Raw genomic sequence first — 21429 nt, 5'->3', positions numbered from 1 at the left:
ATGCCCACACCGCCCGCCGCTTTAATGGTATCACCAGTACGCCCTGCTCCGCCGGAAAGCGGCACGGTGCAAAAGCTACTGGAGCACGCGGCCGATTTCGGCGGATATGTGTCGGAACTTGAAAACCAAAATGCCGCATGGAGAGCATGGGCGGGCGGACAAGTGGAGGAGCAATGAATTATCAAGAATTGATTAGCCGTACGCTCGCCGTTAAACATGCCAGCCTTGAAATGGGTTTGGCCAAAGCGCGTGAACAGCAGGCATTTGTTGAGCAGGTGTCACGCAAACTGGATGCAACCAGTTGGGATTATACGGTGCGAATGAGTACGGACTTTTCCGTAACGTTTAACCTTGATATTGGCCAAGTGAGTTTTAAACACCAATACCAAGCCGTTAAGCAAGCACTATCAGAGCGGTTTAATGTTGATTTGGAGGTTATTAATACACAGCCGGTGCTGATTGTTACCTGCCGCCGCAGCCATTACAGCTGTCGCGTTATTTTTGGAGATGTACCGCAATGATACCGACACCGATTGACTTTGAATTTGGGTTTAAAACGCTTTGGGGGTTGGCTGCCGGCGCATTTTGGTTTTGGGTAAACGGCATATCGGGCCGCCTGAAAGAAAGCGATAAACGCCACGAACAGCTTAAGGATGAATTACACAAAGTTAAGCTGGATTACGCCACAAAGGCAGAAGCGAGCGCCAATCAAACCAATTTGGCTGCGTCGCTGGACCGGCTGGAAGAAAAAATAGACAAACTCAATGACAAACTGGACCGTAAGGCAGATAAAACATGAGCATCGATAATAAAGATCCTTTGCTTGCCTCTCTCGCACGGATTGAGACCAAGCAAGACAAAATCCTGAAAAACCAAGAAAGTATGGAAGGTGAAATACAGGAAATCCGCAAAGAATGCCGAAAAACCGCCGCACTATATGGCGGCCTAGGCGGTATGACCGTGGCCGCCGGATGGGAAATGATTAAGCTAAAACTGGGTATCGGAGGCGGTTAATGGCGCATCCTAAAGAGACACGAGACAAGCTGCGCCAGCTGTATGTGAGCGGTGGGCAGACGCTGGAGACGGCGGCCATGATGTGCCAAGTGCCTTTTGCTACCGCCCGAAATTGGAAAGCATCGGAAAAGGCTAAAGGTAACGATTGGGACAAAATGAGAGCAGCCCACACGTTGGCCGGTGGCGATGTTGAGGTGGTCGCGCGTGCGATGATTGCGGGGCAAATTCTGCAATATGAAAGCGTCATGAAAGAGTTAGAAGAAAATCATGACCTAAATACAATGGATAAAGTAAAAGCCATCAGTATGTTAAGTGATTCGTACAATAAAACAATGGCTGCTCATAAGCGGCTGTTGCCCGAAGTGCACGAAGCATCTGTGGCGATTAAAACCATTGATTTACTGGCGCAACATATCAAACAGAACTATCCCAATTTAATCGAAGATTTTTTAAAAGTTTTAGATAGTTTTGAACCTGTAATTGAGCAAGAGTTTTAACCATGAGCAAAAAGCCGACCCGCGCAAAACTGCGCGAGCAAATGGAAGCCATCCGCCTTGACCTGATACAGCGCATGGAGGCGGAAGATTCAGGCTTATCGGATGCACCGGAGGATATTGCTGCCCGTCGCAAAAAGGTTTTTGACCCTAAGACGGGGTTTCGGTTTTTTGTCGAAACTTATTTCCCACACCATATACGTGGCGATTCTTGGTCGGAATTTCATGATTATTTAATCGACGAGGTAGTGCCGCGGTTGACTCAGTCGCCGGAGGCTGAAACGGATGCGATGGCCGCACCACGCGGCGAAGCCAAGACAACTTTGGGAGTGCAAATCAAATCCCTGTGGGATGAGGTGCGCAACTTCAAGCATAACGTGGTCATCATATCGGACGTTGAGGACCAAGCAGCCGGATCGGTGGAAGTCATTAAAACCGAGTTGACCGAGAACAAACGGCTGGCTTTGGATTTTCCCGAGGCGTGCGGCGTTGGTCGCCGTTGGCGTGTTGGCGAAATCATTACCAAGCAAGGCAATAAGATTAAAGCCTACGGCAGCGGCATGAAGTTACGCGGTACCAAGCATGGAGCGCGCCGCCCAGATATGGCGTATCTCGATGATATCGAGAACGACGAACATGTTGAGACACCAAAACAGCGCACCAAGTTAATGAATTGGGTCAACAAAGCAGTATTACCGCTTGGTTCGGCCGGTGAAAAATTTGACGTATTGTATGTGGGTACCATCCTACATTACGACAGTGTGCTTAACCGTATATTGGATAACGCATTTTGGACTAGCCGCCGCTTTCAGGCCATTGTTAAATGGCCTGATAACATGGCCTTGTGGGATGAATGGGAAGCCATTTACAAACACGAAGGCCAAGAGGCTGCTAAAGCGTTTTATGATGCCAACGAAGCGGAAATGTTGGAAGGCAGCAGAGTGAGCTGGGCGAAACGCCCTATCTTGCTTTTGATGACTATCCGCGCCCGTATCGGCAAAGAAGCCTTTGATTGCGAATACCAGAATGAGCCGGTCAGCGGTGAGGACGCAATCTTTGCCAACATTATTGATGATGTGCAGTTCGCTGATAAAGACTTGCCGTCTGATTTGATTTGGTTCGGCGCACTCGACCCGTCTTTGGGTAAACGCAATACCAATCGCGACCCGTCGGCTATTCTGATCGGCGGTTGGCACCGCCCTACGGTTACGCTGTATGTTTTGGTGGCGAAAATCCGCCGCCGTTTACCGGATAAAATCATTGAGGATGTGATTAAGCTGCAAAAGCAATACAAATGCCGATTGTGGGCAGTTGAGGTTGTGCAGTTTCAAGAATTTTTGAAAACAGAATTGACGAAGCGCGGGTTACAGCAAGGTGTGCCTATTCCTGCGCGGGGGGTGAAACCTATTGCTGATAAAGAGTTGCGGATTGAATCTATTCAACCGCATATGGAGAACGGGTATATCCGTATCCACAAAGACAACGCCGAGCTTATCGATCAGTTGCGCCGTTTTCCAAAGCACGCACATGATGATGGGCCCGATGCGCTGCAAATGTTGTGGGCGTTGGCCGTTGGGAACTCTGCCCCAATCGAATGGCAGAGCGTTGCCGATGATGATTTTGACCAATCCGAAATAAAAAGTAAGTGGGCTAAATAATGGCTAAGAAAGACAAAAAACCAGTGCAAAAGCCAATGGGTAAATTACAAACCGACATGGCGCAAATCACCGCTACCGGTCGGGTAATTGCCGAACACCCGTCTAACTTTATCACGCCGCAAAAAATGCGCGGGCTGTTTGAGGATGCGGAATCGGGTGACATTACCGCACAACATGAGCTTTTTGCCGACATTGAAGAGCGCGACAGCGATATCGCGGCCAATATAGGCACGCGTAAGCGCGCCGTGCTGACTTTAGACTGGCGTATTACCCCGCCACGAAATGCTACGCCTGCGGAAGAGCAGTTGGCCGAGGCTGCCTTTGAGCTGATAGACGGCTTGCCGCAGTTCGAAGATTTAATCATGGATATGATGGACGCGGTAGGACACGGCTTTTCGGCGCTGGAAGTTAAATGGGTATTGGCTGACGGCTTGTACCGCCCAACCACTTTTAGCCATCGCCCGCAAAGCTGGTTTAAGTGGGGTAAGGATGACGAACTGCTACTTAAGACGCCATCAAACCAAGAGGGTGAGCCGCTATGGCCTTATGGTTGGGTAATACACAGCCATAAATCGCGCAGTGTGCAACAGGCGCGTAACGGCCTATTCCGTACTCTGGCTTGGCTGTATATGTTTAAGCACTATGCGGTGCATGATTTTGCCGAGTTTTTAGAGTTATACGGTATGCCCATCCGTATCGGCAAATATGGCGCAGGTGCCACCGAAGCGGAAAAGCGTACGCTGCTGCGGGCGGTTGCAGAAATCGGCCACAATGCGGCCGGCATCATGCCCGAAGGTATGGAGATTGAACTGCATAATGCGGCCGCCGGTACCACCGCTACCAGCAACCCATTTTTGCAAATGGCCCAATGGTGCGAAAAATCTGCCGCCCGCCTGATTTTAGGGCAAACGCTGACCAGTAGTGCGGATGGAAAAAGCAGCACTAATGCGCTGGGTAAAGTGCATAATGAGGTGCGCCGTGATTTGCTGGTGTCGGATGCCAAGCAGATAGCGCAAACCGTCAGCCGCCAAATTATCTTGCCTTATCTGCAAATCAATTATCTCGGCATAGACCCGACCCGCGTGCCAAAATTTGAGTTTGACGTGCGCGAATCCGAAGACATTGCTGTATTTGCCGAAGCCATACCCAAACTGGTGGATGTGGGCGTGCAAATACCGGAAACGTGGGTGCGCGACAAACTGACCATACCCGAGCCGGGCGAAGGCGAAAAAGTGTTAGCGAGACAGCAGTCAAACCCTGTGAATCAGGCAGCATTGGCAGCTTTATCCGCACGCATACCGGCTGACCACCCCGCCGCCCGCGAGCAGCAAGTATTGGATGGAGTATTAGACGAGGCATTAGAGATACCCGATTTTAACGCGCAACTCAATCCAATTATCAAACAGGCAGTAGCCGCGCTGGCAGCATGTAAAAGCTATGAAGAGGCGGATGCCGCCTTAACAGCGCTCTACCCGCAGCTGGATAACAAAACCCTGCAAGGCTATATGCAAAATGCGCTGTTTTTGAGTGACCTGTTGGGGCAAGCCGATGCCAAGCATTAATTTTGCACTCGGACTGAAACCTGCAAAAGCGATTGAGTGGCTCAAGGCCAAAAACGTTACCGCCGAAAATTACCGTAATCTGACCGCCAGCGAGATTGCCAAAGTATATACGATTGCCCGCATGACCGATTTGGATATGCTGCATGATATTAAGCAATCGATGATAACTGCTAAGGAAAACGGCCTATCGTATCAAGATTGGCGCAAAGACATATTACAGCATCTGCAAAACAAAGGCTGGTTACACCCTAATGGCCACAACGGACAAGACATCATCGACCCGAAGACGGGAGAGGTGTTCGGACCGCCACGCCGCTTGGAAAACATCTACCGCACTAATATGCAGTCCGCCTACCAAGCGGGACGATATCAGACCTATATGGGTAATATCGACAACCGCCCTTATTGGATGTATGACGCGGTAGGAGACCACCGCACCCGCCCTGCTCACGCGGCTATGGATGGGTTGGTATACCGCTATGATGATCCTTTTTGGGCTACATTTTATCCGCCAAACGGCTACCGCTGCCGCTGTACGGTAGTGGCTTTGTCCGAGCGTGATGTGGCGCGCAACGGCTATATTGTGGGGCAATCTACCGAACAAAATTTAATTGAGACCCATAAAGTCTATAACAAACAAGGCGACAGCTACCTAACCAAGGCTTACAAAGCACCGGACGGACGTCTTTACACGACTGACCGAGGGTTTGATTACAACGCCGGGCGGATGAATTATCGCCCGAATCTAGATAATTATGATCGTGGTTTGGCGCATCAGTTTGCTAGAGTAGAAATGTCGGGCGCGGAGTTTAAAGCATCTTTTAAGCAGCTGGCTGCTGAATTTGACGAGGTAAAAAAACGCCTGAGCATTAACGGTAAACCGGATAGCCAACAGCAAATCGCCATCCGAAACACATTATCGCGCCGACTGAAATTTGCAGCAGGTGTGTTGTCGGAACAAACGCAGGCATTGGCTGGCATCGGCCGCCGCACGGTTTGGCTATCGGACGATACGTTGATTAAGCAGATGGATAGCCGCAGTGGGCAAGACTTCGGATTAGACTATTATGAGTATTTGCCGGAATTGTTACACCATCCCGAAAACGTGATTGCAGACGGCAAACATATAGTGTTAACGGGGCGGTACCAAGATAGTTTGTTGCTGGCTGTGGTGAAATATATTGCGGATGCAGATGAGGTGTATTTGCAGTCTTACCGCATTACAAGCGGTAAAGAGATTGAAAAGCTGATACAGCGCGTGAAAACGAAATAGGCATCGGGCAAGGCTCGAACTCACTTGCACACGCTCTCGGACACCCTTTCGGGCAGGCCGCGGTATCGAGATTATCACCGCTTTTCCGATGCCTTAAGGACATAATACCATGATTGAAGTAGAAATAAAAAATATCTTTGCGGTGCAAAACCAAATCGAACGGCTGCAAGCAGGGACTGAAAACCGTTATCTGTTGATGCGTCGTTTATCCGGCACCATGCACGCAGCGGTGCTGACCAATTTCAGGCAGAGCGGCCGCCCGAAATGGTTGGGGCTGCAATACCGTAACGGCAAGCCTCTTATGGATAACGGCGACCTGAGCCGAAGCATTACCGAACTGTCCGATAACGATACCGCGATTGTGGGTACCAATTTGGTTTATGCCGCCATCCACAATTTCGGCGGCCTTGCGGGCAGAGGCCGGAAAGTGCGCATCCCACGGCGAGAATTTATGGTGTTGACCAATGATGACAAACAGGATTTGATGGACGATGTACAGGATTATTTCAGGCAGCTAATCAAGTAATCGGTATCGGATTTAAAAAACGCGCTTTTTAGCGCGTTTTTATTTTGGGTGATGGTTTGGTATAGGCGAGTATGGGAACAAGCCTTAAAAAAGCATTTAAACGCCTTTTAAATATGGTTATGCACTACAAAGACAAAACCCGCAGCAGGGTTTGAAACTTATCGGCTCTATCGGAGGGTGTCGGCGGCGGCACAATGGCCACATTGATGAGGATATATCGCCATGTCGAAAAACCAACTGACTTTAGCCGCGTGCAGTTTTGAGGTAAGCCCGAAAAACGGCCGCATCCAACTATTACCCTACGGCGAGTTCCGGGCTGTCGATGGCAGACCGCAGGATGTGCCCGCTTGGTATCTGACTGAAGAAAACGGACATGACGTAGTCGCGTTGGCTAACAGCAGCCGCAACCAACTGGTGGTCGATTACGAACACCAAACATTATACAAAGAGCAAAACGGACAACCCGCACCTGCTGCCGGCTGGATGCGCTGGCTGGAGTTTACCCCGCAAGGTTTATTTGCCGATGTGGATTGGACGGACAAGGCTGCTGCCGCGATTGCCGCCAAAGAATACCGTTATGTATCCGCCGTATTTTCGTACGACACCCAAGGCTATGTGCGCAAAATCTACCATGCCGCGCTGACCAATTACCCGGCTTTAGACGGCATGCAGGAAGTGTTGGCGGCAGCGTCGGCACAATTATTAACCACCGAAACGGAGCAAAACCCAATGAAAGAGTTGTTGCAACAATTATTCGGCATGCCGCAGGCAACGGAAGACGAGCTTAAAGCCGCCTTGACCGCGCTACTGCAAGCCAAACCTCAAAATGTTGCTTTATCTGCCGATGTATTTGCGCAGCTGGCCGAGAAAGACAGCAAAATCGCCGCCTTAACAGCCAAAGGCCAACCTGACCCGACTAAATATGCGCCCGTTGAAATGGTGCAGCAACTGCAAGGCCAGCTGGCTGCACTAACTGCCGAACGCGAAGCGGATAAAGGCCATGCACTGATTACCGCTGCACTCGCCGCAGGCAAACTGCTGCCGGCTCAGAAAGAATGGGCGGAAAGCGTGCTGAAGCAGCCGAACGGCTTTGCTTTTTTAAGCGGCTACATCGAAAACGCGCAACCCGTTGCGGCTTTAACCAGCACGCAAACCGACGGTAAACAGCCGGAAGAGCGCGTGGCTGCCTTGACTGCCGAAGAGCGGGCCGCCGCGAAAATGCTGGGCATGTCTGATGCCGAGTTCAAGCAAATCAAAGAAAGCGAAGGTAAGTAATGAATAAAACCCAAATCCTGCAAGCGTTGACTGTTGCATTCCGTAAAGAATTTTCCGACGGTCTGAAACACCGCGAACCCACTTTTAATAAGGTGGCTATGGTGATTCCGTCCACTACCGCAGTAAATACCTATGCGTGGCTGAGTGCATTCCCAAAAATGCGCGAGTGGGTGGGCGAACGCCAAATCAAAAAGCTGGGCAAACAGGCGATGTCAATCAGTAACAAACTGTTTGAATCCACTGTAAGCGTGCCCCGCACCGACATCGAAGACGATCAGGTTGGCATTTACCGCTCGATTATGAAGCAAGCCGGTGTTGCTGCTGCCGAATTGCCTGATGATTTGGTGTGGCCTTTGCTGGCAAAAGGTAAATCAACCTTGTGCTATGACGGCCAAAACTTCTTTGATACCGAGCACGTTTGGTATGCCGAAACCGACGGCACCGGCAGCCCCACCACCATGAGCAACTTAACCACAGGTTCGGATACTTCGGCGCCGACTTGGTATGTGATTGACGATACCAACGTAATCATGCCTTTGGTTTACCAAGAACGGACCAAACCTGAATTTGAAGAGAAGTTCGACCCAGCTAAGTCTGACAAGGTGTTTATGGAAGACACTTATTTGTACGGTATCCGTGCCCGCGGTAACGCCGGTTTCGGTTTGTGGCAATTGGCTCATATGGTTGAAAAAACCAACCTGACCAAAGAATCGCTGGCCAAAGTGGTTAAAGCCATGAAAGAAATCAAAGGCGACGGCGGCATACCGCTGAAAATCAACCCGAGCCTGTTGGTGGTTCCGCCGGCCTTGGAAGAGACTGCCCGTGAGATTTTGGAACAAGAGTTTCAAAACGGCACCAGCAACACTTGGAAAGGCCGTCTGAAGCTGCACGTTGAATACGGCTTATCTTAAACCCGGTTTCAGACAGGCTTAAACAGGTTTTAAAGCCTGTCTGAAAAGGAGAATTTAATGGCTACAAAAGCAAGCAACAAGAAAGCGGCTGAGCCGAAAGTTACTGAAACTTCAGTTGGTGAGCTTCCGCAAGAAGCGGAGGCGATTGAATCGGCTGAGGTTTCCCCCGTTGAATCGGCTGAGACATTTAAAGCGAAAGAGGTGGAGATTGAATATCTAGAAGTAACCACCAAGCACGACGAACCTTACCGACGCTGCGGCCGCGTCTTTGGAGTGGAAGTAACCCGCCTTGAGTTTGATGAGCTGACGACTGAGGAAGTAGAGCGTTTGGCCGAAGACCCGCACTTGATTGTGCACTTTATCAGCAAGGATGAGTAATGGCTTACGCAAGCGTACAAGATATGGTGGATCGGTTTGGTGACTTGGAGTTAATCCAAATCACCGACCGAAACCGAGACGGTGAAATCGACCGCGATGTGGCACAAACCGCATTAGACGATGCCACGGCTGAAATCGATGCTTATCTTGGCCGTTTTGCCCGCCCGTTTGCCGATACGCCGCCCATCTTGGTGCGCTTGTGCTGCGATATTGCCCGTTACCGCTTGTCTGCTGCCAACGGTGTATTGATTACAGACGAGATCCGTAACCGCTACAAAATCGACGTACTCGATTTGCTGCGTGCGATTGCCAAAGGCGATGTACAGCTGGGTGTGGATGATGCGGGCGGCGAAATTGCGGCGGCGGATAACGGTGTGTTGTTCGTGAATGGTCAAAATAAGGTGTTCGGACGTGATAACCGCAATTGAGCAAGCCATTACCGAGCGATTGAGCAAAGGCTTGGGCGTGATGGTGAGATCCGTCAAGAGCTATAACGGAGAGGCCGATGATTTGGCCGGGCAAATCCACGCCTTGCCCGCCGTGTGGATTACCTATGGCGGCAGCAAAGTAGAAACAATGAGTACCGGTGCAGGACGCTACCAAGATGCGGCCGAATTTGTGGTGATGGTAGCTACCCGCAACCTGCGTAATGATGCAGCGCAACGGCAAGGTGGTATCGATAGCCGCGAAATCGGTAGTAATGATTTGATTTACGCCGTGCGCCGCTTGCTAGACGGCCAACGATTGGGCTTTGGCGACAGCCGCGGCTTAACACCCAAAGCAGTGCGAGCGGTAGCCAATCATGCCTTAGTGCAAACCGCCGCGGTCAGCATTTATGCAGTTGAATACACCATCCGGTTTAACAGTTACCCACTTGAAAACGACCGCTACCCAGAACAGACCGACGACACGGCAAACCCCGACCATATCTTTACCAAATACCGCGGAACTTTGTCCGATCCGTGGCCTGATTTGCATGGTGTCAACGGCAAGATTTACGATCCTATCGGCGGCGGTAGAGTGCTAATGGATACTGACTTGCAAAAAAAGGAGCAAAAAAAATGATTAAAGTGACAGCAGCCGACGGCTTGCGCGTACCCAAAGAAGGCCGCCCTCACGATTATATTGGCCAAGAGGCAACCGAAGTGCCGGATACGCTGTATTACCGCCGCCTGATTGCAGACGGCGACCTGATTGTAACCACTGATGCCGCCAAGAAAGGTAAAGCATGATTGATTTTGACACCATCCCCGGCAGCGTGCGCGTACCGGGTCGTTATATCGAATTTAACACCAAAACCGCTGTCAGCGGCTTGCCGCAAAATCCGCAAAAAATGGTGCTGATTGCACCGATGACGACAGGCCGCCAAGCCGCATTGGAACCGGTAAACCTGTTTAGCGATGCCGAGGCGGCAGACCTCTTCGGCGCCGGCTCTTGGGCGCATTTGTGTGTGCGTCAGGCATTTACCAATAATGCTTATTTGGATTTAACCGTGATCGGCGTGGCCGATGCTTCGGACGGAGCCACCGCCGCCACAGGCAGCGTTAACGTATCCGGCAAAGCTACGGGCACGGGTATCGCCTCTATTGTGCTGGGCGGTATTGCATACAACACCGCAGTGGCCATTGACGATACCGCCGAGGCGGTGGCATCCCGTTTGCGTGCCTTGCTGGCCGCACCGGACAGCCCAGCTACTGCCGCAGGCAGCAGCGGTACGGTAGCCTTAACCGCAAAATGCAAAGGTGAGATCGGCAATGATTTGGCCTTAACCGCAAAATGTACCGCCGCCGGTTTAAGCCTTAGTGCAAATGCCTTTACCGGCGGTGCCGGCAACGCGGATATTTCCGCCGCGCTGGCCAAAATCGCCGGTAAGCGTTATCACATCATTTGCAGTGCGTTTGCAGATGACGCCAACGCCAAACGTTTGAGCAACCATTTGGCCGCAGTATCCAACGCGATCGAAAAACGTGGAGCCGTGGGTGTGATTGGCCAACGCGGCAGCTTGTCGGCCGGTACGACTTTTGCCGGCAAACTCAATGATGGCCGTATCAGTATCCCTTGGTATAAGGGCGCAATCGAGAGCAGCGCACTGATTGCGGCAGGTTATGCGGCGGTGTTGGCCTTTGAGGAGGACCCTGCAAAACCATTGAATACCTTGGAAATAAAAGGCTTAAGTATTACCGAAGATGCCAACTGGCCGCTGTATGCGGAGCTTAACAATGCACTGTATAACGGCTTAAGCCCGCTGACGGTGGTAAACAACAAAGTGCAGATTTTACGCGGAGTATCCAGCTATACCCGTAACGCTACCGGCACGGAAGACCCCGCGTTGCTGGATATTACGACCATCCGCACATTGGACTATGTGCGCGATGCGGTAAACCAGCGCATTGCCCTGCGTTTCCCGCGCGAAAAGCTGCATAACCGCACCCCGCAGAAAGTACGCTCGGAAATTTTAGACGTGCTGATGAAGCTGGAAGATGCCGAAATCATCGAAAACGTAGCTGCCAATGCACCCAAGCTGCTGGTAGAGCGTGCGCCGAACGACCCGAACCGCCTGAATGCGGTTATCCCTGCGGATGTGGTAAACGGCCTGCATGTTTTTGCCGCCCGCATTGATTTGTATCTGTAAACCATGTTTAGGCAGCCGTTAAACCCTCTTTAAAGGCTGCCTGAAAAAAACAAAAAGGAAATAGCATGAGCAACGCAACCTACGCCGGCGCGGTAGTGATGGAGGTTAACGGCCGCGATATTGAGATTGTGAGCATCAAGCCGCAAACCACTACCGGCCGCAAGCCTGTTAAAACCATGAACCGCCAAGGCCGCGTAATGGGCTATTGCGACGGCGTGACCGAGCATAAATTGAGCGTGACCGCCGCCATCCCGATTGACGGAACTGAAGTGGATTGGGATAACATCACCAAGGCTAAAATCACCATCTACCCAATCAATAAAGAAGACCGCCGCACGTCTTATATCGATTGCTTTACCGTGGAAACCAGCGAGCAGTACGAGGCCGACAACGAGGCACGCATCGATATCGAGATGATTGCCCTGCACAAAGTAACGGAGTAAGGCTATGCAACACATAATTAATTTAATGTGGGGTTTGCCGGTACCCGGTACGGACCGCGTTGTTAAACAAGTCATCCTGCGCCCGCTGACCATCGGTGGAGAGCTGCGGGCGGTGGCGGAGCTTGAAGATATGGACTTGGGAGATGGCCGAGGCGAATCCGGGAAAACCACGGCTATGATAGCTGAAACGCTGGCCTATTGGGCTCAACAATTGACCGTCGACGGTATCGATCCCAAACAGATGACGGCAACCTATCTGATGGATAACCTGACGGGCGAAGACTACAACATCATTTTGGCTGAGCAGGATGTCATGCGCACAAAATACACCGCCGCTACGGTACCCAGCGCAGCAGCCGCAGCGGAAAACCCTTAAAACACAGCTACGCATCACTGCACCGTAATTACCGCCAATCGGTTATTTTAATGGCCAAAGCAGGCTTGCCCGCAGAAACGGTAGCTGCCATGTGCCATGCAGAGTTAATGGCTTGGTTTGACGACGTACTTGCCAGTTTGGGTATCAAGCAGCCTAAAGACGACGGTGTAATCATTTCACAGCGACACCCGAAACCGAGCACATAGGCCGTTGAAAATTGAGTTTTAAGTTATGTTAAAATCAAGCCGTGTAATGTTGCACGGCTTTTTGTTTTGCGGGGGGATATGAAAAATATATGGGTTTTATTAGCTGTTGCATTGGCTGCCTGCGGCGGTGATTCAAGGGAGCCGGTTAAAGAAATAAAGCAACTGGAAAAAATACAAGAACAGCAAAAAACCTTTAGAAAACAAGTTTTCTTATATATTGATGATTTTAATCAACGAATGAGGAATGCAAACATAGATGCCTCAATAGCGGGAACAAGCGTACATGAAAACCTAGTTTCTGATACACCTAGTATGCATGCAGTAGTAAACCCATCACTTAAAATTGAATGGTTAGCGAATACCAATAGAACAGACATTAGAGGATTGGTTATTACACAAGATTCGAAGATGTTTTCAGATAATAACGCGGTAGAACACTTTTTGATAAATTGTGGGTTGCTGGCTGCTGGTATCAATATGACGGAGAGTGATAGCATCCAACTTTGCACAACTATTCAGGAGTATTTGCGCAGATTAGTAGAAATGCACAAATTTTATGAAGAAGGTGATCCTCCTCAGAAAGTCAGCTTTGAATTTAAAGGGTATAAATATATTCTAGGTTTTGGTGGGCAATATGTATTTTATTCTCGAGAAATTATGAATCAATAAAGGGCTTGAAGCCTATCAAATACTCTTTAAAGCAGCCTATAAGCCATAATTAACTGTGAGTTAATATGAGTTTAAAGGCTGCTTTTTTATGGCAAACGGATTAATGAAATTAGTATTGTCGCTAACCGGGCGGGATGACGGCGCACGCCGTCTATTGGCAGACACCGAGCGGCAGTTAAAACGTACCGCTTTGTCCAAGCAGCAGGCGGCACGGGCCAACAGGCCATACGAAGTAGCAGGTATCCGATCGGAAAAGAATATACGGCGAGAAATCCGAGCAACCGAAGCCGCTTATAACCGCCTGCGCCGTAGTGGGATTGCCTCTCAAAATGACTTGTCCCGTGCCGCCCGTGCAACCAAGCAACGTATTGCTGAATTAAATGCAGAATTAGGCAGAAGTTCAAAATTGCAAAAAGCAACGCATTTAGGTGGTGCGGCTTTAGCCGCGGGAACAGCTGCTTACGCGGTGCTAAAGCCAGCGATGGATGATAAGAAACAGCTTAACGCCAATATCAATCAAGTGGCGCGCCAAGCTTTTATTGAGGACGAAAACAAGTCAGCCCAATGGATTGCAACCCAAGGGGCAGCTGAAATTAAGAAGCTGGCATTAAGTTTAATTGAGTCTAATGGAGGTAATGCTGATTCAGCTTTGGGTATGATTAGTGCCATGATGACCAATGGTATGAGCTTCAAAGAGGTTAAGGCAGACGCTAAAACCTCTTATGCCGCCATGATGGCGGCTAGCGAAAACGGTCAATATAACCCTGATGATACCGCCAAATTGATGAAGGTACTTAAAGACGCTGGGTTTAATGGTAAAGATTTAGGCTTGGCTTTTGAAAAGGCTTTGCAGTCTGGCCTAGATGGTAATTTTGAGATTACCGATATGGTGCGCGAATTACCCGCACTGTTACCACAAGCGCAGCAAGCGGGCTTAAACGGTATGCAGGGCCTTGAATATTTGTTGTCATTATTGCAATCAGCGGCCAATAAAACAGGATCAACCAGCGAAGCGGCTACCAACGTCAGCAATATTCTTAATAAGGCTTTGGCAGCAGATACGGTGAAACGTTTGTCGAAACTGGCTAATCCAGCATCTCCCGGAAAAGGAATTGACTGGGAAGGCTCTGTTTTACGTGGCAAAGAGAATGGCGAGAATGCCGTACAAGTATTAAGCCGTTTGGTTGATGCTATGTTAGCCAAAGACAACGAATATCAAAACTATAAAGCAAAATCGGAAAAAGGCGACAATACAGCTAAAGAGCAAATGAATATGATGCGTGGCTTTGTATTATCACAAGTAATGCCGGATTTGCAAGCCAAACAAGGCTTACTTGCCGCGGCTGATTTAGAACAAATTAGCAGCTATATGAAATCGTTGGCCGGCGTTACCCATGAAAACGGCAAAGTAAACCGCCTCAATGAAGCCCGGATGTTGACCGACGCCGCGAAGCAAGAAAAAAATAATGCTATGGCCTTGCTGCAAGAAGACATTACAGAGCCTTTGATTAATTTTCAAACAAAATTAACCGGGTTGTCAGCTGAGTTCCCAAACGCAACACTGGCTACAAAAACCCTTGCAGCATCTGCAATGGCGGCGGCTGGCGCATTGGGTGCATTGGCATTGGTAAACGGTAAGGGATTGGGCGATTTGATCCCGGGTGGAAAAGGTGGAGTTCCTAAGGGTGGTGTGGGTGGCGGATTGCTGGGCAAGATTGGCAGCAAGTTGTTAAACGCCAAAACAGGTTTAGGCTTAGGTTTGTTGTTTCATGCGGATAGTTTAAACACAGGCGAAGATGAGCGAATGGCTGCGATGCGTGAAGCATACCGCACAGGTAAGCCTTATCTTCCGGCGCAGCCGAGACCACGCTTGAGGGCGGAACCTTTAGCACCTTTAAGGCCGCTCGAGCCACTTAAACCAGCCGAACCATTGGCACCTATTATCACCCAACAAACCGCTGCTTACCAAACGGCAATCGCGGAACAAACCGCGGCCTATCACAATGCTTTAGCAGCAGACACCGAGGCGGTAACAGCCGGTCTGAACAATATCAACAGCACGCTGGGCGGGCTGAATCAAACGATCCAAAACAATATGACGGTTACGCTTGACGGACGCATCATTGCCAACGAAGTATCGCGTCACCAAGTGGCTATGTTTGGCCGAGGAGCCGGACAATGAGCGGATGGCATACGGTATTACAGGACGCATCATATAAAGATGCTGGCTTTGCCGTGCAGGCTTTGGACGAGAGTAACGGCAAGGCATTAGTTGAGCATGCGCGGCCATTTGTGCAGGGTATCGACTTAGAGGATATGGGCACCACAGGCCGCCAAGTGCAGGTTAGCGCGGTGTTTTGGGGCAAAGGCTACCACGGCAAGCTATTGCGTTTGCTGGAGGCACTGGAAGACCCGGGCGCTGGCGTGTTGGTGCATCCGGTGTGGGGGCGGCTGCAAAATATGATTGCCGCCAGCTGGAGCTACCGCCATGAAGCGGACTATGTGGATTACGCCACCATAGATATTACATTCCGCGAGGCGGCGGAAGCGCAAAAAATCTTCATTTTTGAAAACAGCTTTTTAGTAGCACTTGAAAACCTGATTGCCGCAATCGACAGCTACCGCGAAGCGGCATTTGGTTTTATCGATGCTCTGCTGGCTGTGGATGCGGGCATATCTGATTTATGGGGCAGCGCATTGGGGATTTGGAGCGCAGGCGCAGGCGTATTTTCAGCTATGCGAGGCTTATTTGATTTTGATGCGGTGGGCTGGTCGTGGGGCGGCTCTTACAGTCATGCCGCATTCCGTGAGGGTTTAGGTGCAAATATGAGCCGCATGGCCGATATGGTAAGCACGGGGTTGGCGTCAGATAGTGCTACCGCTGTAACGGATACCCGGCAAGGCGGATTATCGGCACGTCGTCGATTTGACGCAGCAGCATTGACAGCCGATAAATGCAATGCCCTGCCCGCGGATTTATTGAGCGGCAAGGGGCAAATGCCGCAACTGCAAAAGATTACGCCTGCGCAAATGCAGCCGGTTGTAGCGGCTACACGAGCCGCTGTATGTGCGGCAATGGTATCGCTGGCTGCCACTCTGATTGAGGATGAGGGCGAGCAAATGAGTGCTCCCGAGCTGATGCACATCAACCGCCAAATGCGCCTGCGCATCCAATCCGAAATCGAGTTTATGCGTGATATTCAGTCGCGCGCCACGTCGGCCGGCAGTGTAAATGCTGATGCTTTATACAGTCGGGCTTATGAGGCGGCGGAAGCATTGCGCCGCACTGCGGGCGGTTTAAATAGCCTGATTGTGGCGGCTATCAACCAAAAGCCGCCGCTGATTGTACGGGCGGCACCGATAAACGGCACCATCCATCAGATTGCGTTTGCTTTTTACGGCGATATTAGCCGAGCCGACGAGTTGATGCGCTTAAATCCGCATATCAGACATCCCGCATTTATTGATAAAGGTATTTGGGTGAACGGCTATGCAAAATAACCGATACGGCAATACGGTGGCGCTGAGGATTGCCGGGAAAGAGCACCGCAATTGGCAGAGCTACGACATAGACAGCGATTATTTAATTCCTGCCGATGCCTTTGATTTTCAGTTGGGGATTGGCGCGGGTGAAACCGAAGTGCCGGATTTATCCGGTGAAAGCTGCGAAGTGGTGTTAAACGGACAAACGGTGATGACGGGGATTATCGGCGGTCAAACCCACAACAAAGAAAAAGGCAGTCGGGATTTGCGTATTAGCGGCCGTGATTTGGCCGGATTGCTGGTGGATTGCTCGGCAGCGCAACTTAACGTAAAAGGCATGACAATACTGGATGCCGCTAAAAAGCTGGTGGCTCCGTGGCCGCAAATCAAATCGGTGGTGTTGCGTGCGGAAAAAAACGCAACGCTGGATAAAATCGACATTGAACCGGGCGAAACGGTATGGCAGGTGCTGACCCACTTGGCCAACTCGGTGGGATTGCATCCGTGGTTTGAGCCAGACGGCACATTGGTGGTCGGTGGCGCGGATTACAGCACACCGCCGGTGGCGACCTTATGCTGGAGCCGTACCGATATCCGCCGGAACATTGAGCAAATCACCATTGAACATAATGCCGATGAGCGGTTTTCGGAGGTGACGTTTTTGGCGCAGAGCCACGCCAAGGTAGGCAATAGCGCCAAACACGATTTAAAGTGGGTTTATAAAGACCCGACCATGACATTGTACAAACCAAAAACTGTGGTGGTGGCAGATGCCGAAAACTTGGAGGCTTTGCAAAGGCAAGCCAAGAAGCAATTGGCTGATTGGCGGTTGGAAGGCTTGACCATTACGGTTATTGTCGGCGACCACAAAACTGAAGCGGGGCAGCTTTGGCAACCCGGCCAACGGGTGCATTTAATCGATGAAGAAGAAGGCATTGATGCTATTTTCTTTTTAATGGGACGACGGTTTTTACTATCCCGCTTTAACGGCACGCAAACAGAATTGAGACTAAAAGAAGACGGTGTATGGACACCGGACGCCTACCCAACCAAAGCTGAAGCGGCCCGCAAGCGCAAAGGCAAAAAGAAAAGCGTTACCGATCGGCGTAAAGGTGCAAAAGGTGGCGCAGGGAATAAACAAACAGAAACGGCGGTGTTTGAATGAGTTTGGCAAAAATGGCAAGACGAGCGGCTCAAACGGCCAAAACGTTGGGCGATACCGTCCGCGCCGCCTTTAGAGGCAAAATTACGCTGGTAGTATCATCGGAACCTATCCAGCGTGTGCAATTGAGCGGATTGGCGGCCGAAACATTGCAAGACTTGGAACATTTGCAGGAATACGGTTTTGCGAGTAATCCGCCAGCCGGATCGGAGGCGGTGGTGATACCGTTGGGCGGCAATACTTCGCACGGCGTGATTGTGTGCAGCCAGCACGGCAGCTACCGAATCAAAAACCTTAATCCCGGAGAGACGGCGATTTTTAACCATGAAGGCGCAAAAATCGTGATCAAGCAAGGCCGCATTATTGAGGCGGATTGCGATACTTATAAAATCAATTGCAAACAATATGAGGTCAATGCGGAGAGTAGCGCAAACTTCCACACGCCGACACTTGAAACCAGCGCCGTATTAACCGCACAAGGACAAATCAACGGCAACGGCGGTATGGCTATCAAGGGCGGCGACGGCGCTACCTTTAGCGGTGATGTTAAACAAATAGGTGGTAGCTTTAATACCGACGGCGACGTGGTGGCCAGCGATATATCGTTGTGCAAACACACGCATACAGACAGCATCGGCGGCAAAACCTCGACGCCAGAACCGACATAGATAAGCAGACCTTTGGCAGCCTTCGGGCTGCTTTTTTTATGCAAGCGGGTTTGAAACCCGTTGCCTCTGCCGCCGTGTCTGCTATCGGCACAATACGCTTATGGATAAAGAGCTTGATACCGCCACGGGCGATTACACCGGCAAGACTATTAATACCCTGAAAAATGCGGTGTATATCCGCTTAATGACGCCATTGGGCAGTTGGTGGGCGGATAAAACCGTAGGTTCACAACTGCATTTGCTGCAACGCGAAAAAGATATTGCCAAGGTATCGCTGTTGGCTGAGCAATACGCCCGCGAGGCGTTAGAACCGATTGTCAAAAGCGGTCGCGCCGAACGGATTACGGTAACGGCAGAGCAACCAAAAAACGGTCGCCTATATCTGCATATCCGCGTGGAAACGGCGGCAGGCGGCTTTGACTATCGCCACGGAGTATCCGTGATTTAACCCTATAAAAAGGCTTTAAAGCGTGTTTGAAATACCGACATTTGAGCAAATCCGCGCATCTATTTTGCGTGATACCCAATCGCTCGATCCGACGGCAGATATCAGCCCGGATAGTGATCATTATGTGCATGCCAGCCGTTTGGCGAGTGTCGCAGTGGGCCAATACGCGCATCAGGCTTGGATTGTACGGCAAATATTTCCGGATACGGCGGATAGCGAATACTTGGAGCGGCACGCCAACTTGCGTGGATTGAAACGCCGCAATGCAACCACTGCCGCCGGATATGCCGATATCAGCGGCACGGCCGGAGCGGAAATTGCAGCCGGTTTACTGATTAAACGAGGCGATTATTTATACCGCACTCTATCCACGGCTGTCGTTGGCCACGGCGGAATGGTGCAAATACCGATCGCCGCACTAGACAATGGGACGGTAACGCACGCAAAGGCAGCAGCTGCTCAATTTATGGCTGCGCCCGCCGGTGTGCAGTCTGAATGTGTGATTACGGTGGAAGGTGGTACTGATGCCGAAAGTGATGCCGCACTGTTGGATCGATTGCTTGAGCGAATCCGTCGGCCTGCCGCCGGGGGCAATAAATACGATTTTAAAAATTGGGCGCTGAATGTGGACGGCGTTACATCTGCTTATGTATATCCCCTGCGTAGAGGCGAGGGTACGGTAGATATTGTCATTACAAGCTCAGGCGGCATGCCAAGCGAAGACACGATTAAAAAATGCCAAGACTATATCGATGAGGTTAGGCCGGTAACAGCACGTAATGTATTGGTTATGGCACCTATATCGGTAGAAGTAGATGTTACCGCCAGCGTATATATACCCGGTGTAGCCGATGTTCAATCGCCGGTAGAACGAGCATTAGAAGAACATTTTGCAAAAATCGAGCCGGGTGACGATGTTGTCGTATCACAAATTGAGGCTGTTATTAGCAATGTGGCCGGAGTATCTGACCGCCATTTAACTGCTCCTGCGGCCAATTTGCTGGCTACTAATAATGATGATGTACGCTGGTACCGCTTAGGCAGAGTAACCATTAATAGGATGGGTTAAGCAATGGGCTATCAAGATACGCTGCTAGCTCTTTTGCCGCCTGTTTCGTATGCCCGCAATACAGATGGACAACGTAATCAAGCCGCAATTGATGCAAACGTATTAGACGCCGCAGATGCGGCGGCAGAGATAGTCGTTAATGCCATAACGCCGGATTTGGCCGATAGCTTGATTGACAACTGGGAGCGTGTGCTTGGTTTGGATAATTCCGACAAGCCCTATACCTACCGGGTTGATGCCGCTATTGCCAAAATCAACGCCATAGGCGGTTTGAGTATACCCTACTTCGTGAATTTGGCCGCAGGAGCGGGATACGACATCCACATCACGGAAGAAGATCAGTTCCGTGCCGGCGAAAGCTGCGCGGGGGATGAATTAAATGATGAATTAAGCCAATACCGCTGGTGCGTGGATATTGCCGATGGTAAAGCGAATGCCTACATTTTTCGGGCCGGTGAATCACGCGCGGGGGAACGCATCAGCGTATTTGCAGACCCGATTTTAGAAACCATGTTTGAAGAACTCAAACCGGCTTGGACTTCTTGCCGATTTGTGTATACAGAGGAAGCCTAAAAATGGACTTAATCCAAACGCCAGACCGACAGTTTACAGACGGAACACGCCGTGTGCCGGGTACGCCTGTGCCTGCGTGGTGGCTTAACGGCCTACAAGGCGAGCTGGCACATGTTATCGAATCCGCCGGCATAGAGCTGGACAAAAGCAGATCAGACCAGCTGCTCGACGCTTTGCGCGCATGGGTCGCAAAGGATGCCGCCGCTAATGTAGTGTCGGTGGCCGCCCTTAAGCTGATGCAAGCTACGCCCGGCATGGTTGTGCAGGTACAGGGATATCATGCCGATAAAACCATTGGTGGCGGGTTATTTACTGCTGTTTCTGCATCTAGTGTGGACAGCAAAATAGACGACGGTATCTATATCTCGGGTAACGGTATTGCTTGGGTGCGGATTTGCAATGATGTGCAACCCGAGTATTTTGGAGCACGAGCCGACGGTATTGCCGATGATACTGCGGCATTATTGGCCGCGGCCGCAGCAGCAACAAAGATAAAGCGTACTTTGCGAGGAGGCGGCAAGTATAAATTAACGCAGGCTTTAAATTTGAGGGAGCTGCCGGTAGATATGCCGGACGCAGATTTTGTTGTGTCCGGAGATGGTCAAATCA

27 protein-coding genes and 1 pseudogene are annotated in these 21429 nt (G+C 50.5%); all 28 read left to right on the top strand.

Annotated elements, in window-relative coordinates; translation table 11 throughout:
- A complete protein-coding gene (locus tag ACEPPX_RS10605; protein ID WP_416624009.1) occupies window positions 1-177 on the top strand; it encodes a hypothetical protein in 177 nt (58 codons plus the stop codon).
- The gene (locus ACEPPX_RS10600) at window positions 174-521 is read left to right on the top strand and encodes a hypothetical protein (RefSeq protein ID WP_416624008.1); all 348 of its coding nucleotides are present in this window, start codon (window positions 174-176) and stop codon (window positions 519-521) included. Before ACEPPX_RS10605 ends, ACEPPX_RS10600 begins: the two co-directional genes overlap by 4 nt.
- An 11-nt stretch (window positions 522-532) precedes the next feature.
- Entirely contained in the window at window positions 533-799 is a 267-nt protein-coding gene (locus ACEPPX_RS10595; RefSeq protein WP_416623959.1) for a hypothetical protein, read from the top strand.
- Window positions 796-1014 carry a hypothetical protein gene (locus ACEPPX_RS10590; RefSeq protein ID WP_416624007.1) on the top strand — a complete coding sequence of 73 codons (219 nt, stop codon included), beginning with the start codon at window positions 796-798 and terminating at the stop codon, window positions 1012-1014. The genes ACEPPX_RS10595 and ACEPPX_RS10590 overlap by 4 nt, the downstream gene beginning before the upstream one ends.
- Complete coding sequence (locus ACEPPX_RS10585; RefSeq protein ID WP_416624006.1) at window positions 1014-1511, top strand: DUF1804 family protein; 498 nt, start codon at window positions 1014-1016, stop codon at window positions 1509-1511. Before ACEPPX_RS10590 ends, ACEPPX_RS10585 begins: the two co-directional genes overlap by 1 nt.
- A gap of 2 nt (window positions 1512-1513) precedes the next feature.
- Window positions 1514-3166 carry a phage terminase large subunit gene (terL, locus tag ACEPPX_RS10580; protein WP_416624005.1) on the top strand — a complete coding sequence of 551 codons (1653 nt, stop codon included), beginning with the start codon at window positions 1514-1516 and terminating at the stop codon, window positions 3164-3166.
- Window positions 3166-4728: a DUF935 domain-containing protein gene (locus ACEPPX_RS10575; protein WP_416624004.1), complete on the top strand. Its 1563-nt coding sequence runs from the start codon at window positions 3166-3168 to the stop codon at window positions 4726-4728. Before terL ends, ACEPPX_RS10575 begins: the two co-directional genes overlap by 1 nt.
- Window positions 4715-6001, top strand: a complete 1287-nt coding sequence (locus ACEPPX_RS10570) for a phage minor head protein (RefSeq protein ID WP_416624003.1) — start codon at window positions 4715-4717, stop codon at window positions 5999-6001. The genes ACEPPX_RS10575 and ACEPPX_RS10570 overlap by 14 nt, the downstream gene beginning before the upstream one ends.
- Window positions 6002-6110: 109 nt before the next feature.
- Complete coding sequence (locus ACEPPX_RS10565; RefSeq protein WP_416624002.1) at window positions 6111-6527, top strand: phage virion morphogenesis protein; 417 nt, start codon at window positions 6111-6113, stop codon at window positions 6525-6527.
- 222 nt (window positions 6528-6749) lie between these two features.
- Window positions 6750-7802 (top strand): phage protease, encoded by a 1053-nt coding sequence (locus tag ACEPPX_RS10560; RefSeq protein ID WP_416624001.1) that lies wholly within the window; start codon window positions 6750-6752, stop codon window positions 7800-7802.
- Window positions 7802-8713 carry a Mu-like prophage major head subunit gpT family protein gene (locus ACEPPX_RS10555; protein ID WP_416624000.1) on the top strand — a complete coding sequence of 304 codons (912 nt, stop codon included), beginning with the start codon at window positions 7802-7804 and terminating at the stop codon, window positions 8711-8713. The genes ACEPPX_RS10560 and ACEPPX_RS10555 overlap by 1 nt, the downstream gene beginning before the upstream one ends.
- 57 nt (window positions 8714-8770) lie before the next feature.
- Complete coding sequence (locus ACEPPX_RS10550) at window positions 8771-9091, top strand: hypothetical protein (RefSeq protein ID WP_416623999.1); 321 nt, start codon at window positions 8771-8773, stop codon at window positions 9089-9091.
- A complete protein-coding gene (locus ACEPPX_RS10545) occupies window positions 9091-9519 on the top strand; it encodes a gp436 family protein (protein WP_416623998.1) in 429 nt (142 codons plus the stop codon). Before ACEPPX_RS10550 ends, ACEPPX_RS10545 begins: the two co-directional genes overlap by 1 nt.
- Window positions 9503-10156 (top strand): phage protein Gp37, encoded by a 654-nt coding sequence (locus ACEPPX_RS10540; protein WP_416623997.1) that lies wholly within the window; start codon window positions 9503-9505, stop codon window positions 10154-10156. Before ACEPPX_RS10545 ends, ACEPPX_RS10540 begins: the two co-directional genes overlap by 17 nt.
- Window positions 10153-10323 carry a DUF2635 domain-containing protein gene (locus tag ACEPPX_RS10535; RefSeq protein WP_416623996.1) on the top strand — a complete coding sequence of 57 codons (171 nt, stop codon included), beginning with the start codon at window positions 10153-10155 and terminating at the stop codon, window positions 10321-10323. Before ACEPPX_RS10540 ends, ACEPPX_RS10535 begins: the two co-directional genes overlap by 4 nt.
- Complete coding sequence (locus ACEPPX_RS10530) at window positions 10320-11723, top strand: phage tail sheath subtilisin-like domain-containing protein (protein ID WP_416623995.1); 1404 nt, start codon at window positions 10320-10322, stop codon at window positions 11721-11723. The genes ACEPPX_RS10535 and ACEPPX_RS10530 overlap by 4 nt, the downstream gene beginning before the upstream one ends.
- Before the next feature lie 65 nt (window positions 11724-11788).
- Complete coding sequence (locus ACEPPX_RS10525) at window positions 11789-12166, top strand: phage tail protein (RefSeq protein ID WP_416623994.1); 378 nt, start codon at window positions 11789-11791, stop codon at window positions 12164-12166.
- A gap of 4 nt (window positions 12167-12170) precedes the next feature.
- Entirely contained in the window at window positions 12171-12542 is a 372-nt protein-coding gene (locus ACEPPX_RS10520; RefSeq protein ID WP_416623993.1) for a hypothetical protein, read from the top strand.
- A gap of 50 nt (window positions 12543-12592) precedes the next feature.
- Window positions 12593-12748: a TetR family transcriptional regulator gene (locus ACEPPX_RS10515; RefSeq protein WP_416623992.1), complete on the top strand. Its 156-nt coding sequence runs from the start codon at window positions 12593-12595 to the stop codon at window positions 12746-12748.
- Between the two features lie 78 nt (window positions 12749-12826).
- Window positions 12827-13417, top strand: a complete 591-nt coding sequence (locus ACEPPX_RS10510; protein ID WP_416623991.1) for a hypothetical protein — start codon at window positions 12827-12829, stop codon at window positions 13415-13417.
- Window positions 13418-13505: 88 nt separating this feature from the next.
- Entirely contained in the window at window positions 13506-15599 is a 2094-nt protein-coding gene (locus ACEPPX_RS10505; protein WP_416623990.1) for a PRTRC system protein F, read from the top strand.
- Complete coding sequence (locus tag ACEPPX_RS10500) at window positions 15596-16918, top strand: DNA circularization protein (RefSeq protein ID WP_416623989.1); 1323 nt, start codon at window positions 15596-15598, stop codon at window positions 16916-16918. The genes ACEPPX_RS10505 and ACEPPX_RS10500 overlap by 4 nt, the downstream gene beginning before the upstream one ends.
- Complete coding sequence (locus ACEPPX_RS10495; RefSeq protein ID WP_416623988.1) at window positions 16908-18065, top strand: phage baseplate assembly protein; 1158 nt, start codon at window positions 16908-16910, stop codon at window positions 18063-18065. Before ACEPPX_RS10500 ends, ACEPPX_RS10495 begins: the two co-directional genes overlap by 11 nt.
- Entirely contained in the window at window positions 18062-18730 is a 669-nt protein-coding gene (locus tag ACEPPX_RS10490; RefSeq protein ID WP_416623987.1) for a phage baseplate assembly protein V, read from the top strand. The genes ACEPPX_RS10495 and ACEPPX_RS10490 overlap by 4 nt, the downstream gene beginning before the upstream one ends.
- Before the next feature lie 100 nt (window positions 18731-18830).
- On the top strand, window positions 18831-19178 hold the full coding sequence (locus tag ACEPPX_RS10485; RefSeq protein WP_416623986.1) for a phage GP46 family protein: 348 nt from the start codon (window positions 18831-18833) through the stop codon (window positions 19176-19178).
- 22 nt (window positions 19179-19200) lie between these two features.
- Window positions 19201-20247, top strand: a complete 1047-nt coding sequence (locus ACEPPX_RS10480; protein ID WP_416623985.1) for a baseplate J/gp47 family protein — start codon at window positions 19201-19203, stop codon at window positions 20245-20247.
- A 3-nt stretch (window positions 20248-20250) separates the two neighbouring features.
- Window positions 20251-20820: a YmfQ family protein gene (locus ACEPPX_RS10475; RefSeq protein ID WP_416623984.1), complete on the top strand. Its 570-nt coding sequence runs from the start codon at window positions 20251-20253 to the stop codon at window positions 20818-20820.
- A 2-nt stretch (window positions 20821-20822) separates the two neighbouring features.
- Window positions 20823-21429, top strand: a pseudogene (locus tag ACEPPX_RS10470) (hypothetical protein); the annotation flags it as partial.

This window comes from Neisseria sp. S1 (genome assembly GCF_048060015.1).
Lineage (GTDB): Bacteria > Pseudomonadota > Gammaproteobacteria > Burkholderiales > Neisseriaceae > Neisseria > Neisseria arctica.
Note: the sequence above shows the minus strand (reverse complement) of the source record. Positions and strands in the feature narration are given on the sequence as shown.